At 72.8% G+C, this 4,115-nt stretch carries 4 protein-coding genes; all 4 read left to right on the forward strand.

Translation table 11 applies throughout. From position 1 onward, the window contains the following. On the forward strand, nt 1-1,690 hold a 1,690-nt coding region (locus tag ACWGI8_RS40695; protein WP_453668486.1), incomplete at its 5' end, for an outer membrane protein assembly factor BamB family protein. Between the two features lie 133 nt (nt 1,691-1,823). Then, complete coding sequence (locus ACWGI8_RS40700; protein WP_453668487.1) at nt 1,824-2,540, forward strand: coiled-coil domain-containing protein; 717 nt, start codon at nt 1,824-1,826, stop codon at nt 2,538-2,540. Nucleotides 2,541-2,717: 177 nt separating this feature from the next. Beyond that, nucleotides 2,718-3,617, forward strand: coding sequence for a neutral zinc metallopeptidase (locus tag ACWGI8_RS40705; RefSeq protein ID WP_453668488.1), 900 nt, complete (start codon nt 2,718-2,720; stop codon nt 3,615-3,617). Between the two features lie 186 nt (nt 3,618-3,803). Then, nucleotides 3,804-4,070: a hypothetical protein gene (locus ACWGI8_RS40710; protein ID WP_453668489.1), complete on the forward strand. Its 267-nt coding sequence runs from the start codon at nt 3,804-3,806 to the stop codon at nt 4,068-4,070. Nucleotides 4,071-4,115: the final 45 nt, after the last annotated feature.

A 4,115-nucleotide genomic window follows, 5' to 3' on the forward strand; every position in this document is an offset into this window, starting at 1 on the left:
CAACCGCTCCCCCGCCAAGGACACAGGGCCCGCCACCACCGTCGGAACACCCGCGCCCGAACACCTTCCGCCCGCCGAGAGCAAGCAGAACGAAGGCCCGCCCGCCGAGCCGCGGCCGCCGGCGCGAGCCGGGGTTGCGCAGCCCCAGGACGCCCCGGCCGTCGGCACTGCGGCTCCCGCCGATGCCGTCGGCGTGCCGGCGCTGCCACCCGGCGCGGGGAGCGGCCTCGGCACCCTGGCGCTCGGTGCCGTCGGCACACGCGCCACCGACAGGGTCACCGCGCCCCTGGGTGTCCCGAGGGCCCGGCCTGCCGCGGAGGCCGACGTGGCGGCCCCTGGGGCGGGTGCGCCCGGTCTTGCCGGCTGGCTGAGGCAGCCGGACAGCGCCCCGCCGGGCAACGAGGCGCACACCGCCGCCCCCAAATCCGCCCTCACCGCCTCCGTGCTCGCCGCCAAGGCCGGGGCCGAGCGGCGGGCCGTGCTGGCCGGGGCCGTGGCCGGGGCCGTCGGGCTGGTGGTCGGCGGTGGGCTGGGCCTGGCCCTGGGTGGCGGGGACGGAGAGGCCGCGGCACCGGCCGCCGCCGGACCGGTGCCCGCGGCGAAGCCGGTGCCCGGAGTGCCGCCCACGCCTCTGTGGGCGTACCAGCACCCCACCGCCGGGTCGCTGCAGGCGGCCGCCTGGCGCGACCGCGTGTTCGTCGTGACCGACGCCCGGCAGAGCACCGGTGTCGATCTGCGCACCGGCCGCCGGCTGTGGACGCAGCCCGCCGCCGCTGCCGCGCACCGTCCCGTCGTCGCGGGCGACAGCCTGTTCGTCATCGGCGCCACGCACTTCGTGTGGCTCTCCCCCCAGGACGGCACGGTCCGGCACCGCGTGCCCGCCCCGGCCCACGTCAGCGCCGTGGCCGCCGCCGAGGGCCCGGTCGTCTGGTTCACCGGGACCGCGGGCTCCCGGACGTACCTCTTCGCGTACGACGTCGTCGCGCGCAAGGAGCTGTGGCGTGCTCAGGTCCCGAACGGCCGCGGCAGGAACGCCGTACCGCGCTACCAGGGCGTCGCCGTCCGCCCCGACGGCATCCTCGTACGGCAGGACAGCGGCTCGCTCACCCCGCAGCAGCAGAAGGTGAACAAGGGCAGGGCGCTGTTCGCCCTGTACGACCGGAGCACCGGAAGCCGCCGGTGGGGCAAGTACTTCGGCGCCGTCCACCAGGGCGCCTCCGTGTCCGGCGGTCCCTCGGGTCGGCTGTACGCGGCGGCGGACGACGGTCTCCACGCGTACGACACGGGCAGCGGCAAGCATCTGTGGCGGGCCGCCGGCGCGTCCGGCGAAGGCGTGGTCCAGGGCGACACGCTCTACGTCCCGACCGCCGGGCATCAGCTCCTCGCGCTGGACGCGGCGACGGGCGCCACCCGCTGGACGCAGTCCACGGAGGCCGGCGGCGACGGACGGCCGCGTGTGCTGCTCCCCACGGGCGGGCGTACCGCGCTGGTCCTGGAGTCCACACAGGTCACGGCCTTCGCCGCGGCGGACGGCAGCCGGCTGTGGAAGTTCCAGGACGCGGGCGGCCGGGCACCCTCCCCCGGACTCCGTCCGGGGGGACCCCCATCCGGCTACCGGGGGGTGATGGCCGGGGGCACCGCCGTGGTGTGGCGCGACCGCACCTTCTACGCGCTGCCGGCCGGCCGATAGCAAGGCTGCCACGCCGGGCAAGGGTCCGATCGGCCCGTCGCGGGTGACGGCGTTGGGCCGGTTCGGCCACTCGTGCGGTCGTCATACGGACATGGCCGCATCATCTCCTGTGAAACCCACCGGAGGTGATCGCATGTCGGGCACACTGCTTCGGTCCGTCCGCACGGCCGCGCTGGCGACGGCGCTGGCGACGGCACTCGCGACCACACCGGCGGCCGCCCGGCCACCCGGCCCTCCGTCGACGACGGCGCACGCCGCGCCCGGGGGGTCCGAAGCGTCCGCGCCGGAAGCGTCCGCGCCCGACGCGACGGCTCCGAAGGGCATCGCCCAGCTCCTCACCGAGCTCCAGGAGCTGTACCGGCAGGTGGAGGAGGCGGGCGAGGCGTACGACGCGACCGAGGAGCGCCTCACGGCACAGACCGCCGAGACGCGGCGGCTCAACACCGATCTGGCCAGAGCCCGCGACGCCGTCGCCCGCAGTCGCGGTGACGCCGGACTGCTGGCCAGCCGGCAGTACCAGGGCAGCTCCGAACTGTCGGTGTATCTGCACCTCCTGCTGGCTCGCGACCCTCAGCGCGCCCTGGACCAAAGCCATCTGATGGAGCGTGCGGCCAGCAGCAAGCGGGCGACGATCGCCCGGCTGGAGAGCACTGCGCGGTACGCGAACGCGCTGGCGACGCGATCCCGCAAGGCGCTCGACCTCCAGCAGGCGCTGGCCGAGAAGCGGCGCGAGCAGCGCGACACGCTGGAGGCCCGGCTGAAGAAGGTCGAGGCGCTGCTGGCCTCGCTCTCCGCGCAGGAGCTGGCGGCAATCGGCGCGCTGGAGCGCCAGGGAGTGTCTTCGAAGTAGCGTCGTCCGCCCGAGGGGGGCAGACGGGACTTCGAAGACGACCTGGGACACGGACGAGACGCCGGACCAGGCGGTCGGGCAGATCGGCGAGCCCTGAGCAGGGCCGTCCCGCGTTTGCCGGGGTGCAGGGGCGGGCGCAAGGTGGTAAAGGGTGCGCAGAGTGCTCGGGAGCTGGTGATGCGACAACCCGGTCGGCTGACGGCTTCGCTCACGGGGCTGGCCGCAGCGCTGGTCCTCGTCTTCACGGGCGCGGGCGGGAGCGTGGCCGCCGAGCCTCCGCCGACGCCCACCGACCCGGCCCCCACCGCGTCCGGAGACGTGGAGGAGCGGCTCGGGCAGTACCGGCCGGAGCCCGGCGAGTCCAGTACGAAGTGGGAGAACTCCGGCGTGGACCCCCGGACGGCTCAAGGGCTCGCCACGTATCTCAGAGCCGTTCTGGACGACATCCACACCTACTGGGCGGGCTACTTCCGGGCCAATGGCATGGAAGAGCCGTCCGTCCTGTACTACACCCCGCTCCCGGGGGACAGCGTCACGACGGAGTGCCTGGACACACCGGTCGTGCACGACACGCCACAGGGCGCCTTCTACTGCCCTCTGGACGTCAGAACGGATGCCGGGGGAAACACCTACACGGGCGCCATCTACTTTCCGCCGACGACCCTCGTGAACGACAGCACGAGCAAATTCGCAATCGCCGTCATCGCGGCGCACGAGTACGGCCACGACATCCAGCGGGAGCTCATGGAAAAGGCGGGCCTGCCGGACATCGTGGCGATGAAGGACGACGAGCCGGTGCTGGAGGACGGCGACACCGTCCGGATCAAGGAGAGCGAGCTGCTCGCCGACTGCTTCGCCGGCACCTGGGTCAGGTCCGCATACCGGCAGGGTGACGTGACCCCCGCCAACATCCGGCAGGCCGTCGAGGCCCTGGCCGATGCGGGTGACCCGGTACCGGGTCCCGAGCGTCCTCACGGGACCGAGCACGAACGCACCAGTGCTTTCGAACTCGGCTACGACGCCGGTCATCCATTGGCCTGCATGCGGCAGTACTGGGTCACCCACGACTGGTCGTAGCGGCTGCGCTCCCGATCCCGGAGCCGATGACGACAGAGCTGTCAAGTCCCGAATTTCAGCGGCATGACGCCATTCGCCTGCCGGGGCTCAATGGATGCACGGGTTCACGCAGAACAGGTGGCCCACCGGCATCGTCGGGAACAGCCCCGACGGCGCGATTTCACCCTTTCGACGAGGAGCATTCCCATGTCCCGTACCCGACGTATTGTTCTGCTCACCGCCGCGACCGCCCTGGCGGCAGGGTCCGTCTCGCTGTCCTCCAGCGCATTCGCCGCCCCGGTGTTGCCACAGCCCGAGAGCGCAGTCACGGTCGCAGATTCCGCCACCGCATTTTCCAGCGACGACGACTTCGGCTTCGACGACTTCGACTGGTTGGGTTCCGACGACGACGATTCCGACGACGACGACGATTCCGACGATGAGGAATCCAGCTGGGAGGACTCCGACGACTGATCCTGAAACACGGTCTTCCGCGGGCGACGCCGGCAACGGTGGCAC

Source organism: Streptomyces sp. NPDC054841, from assembly GCF_053611045.1.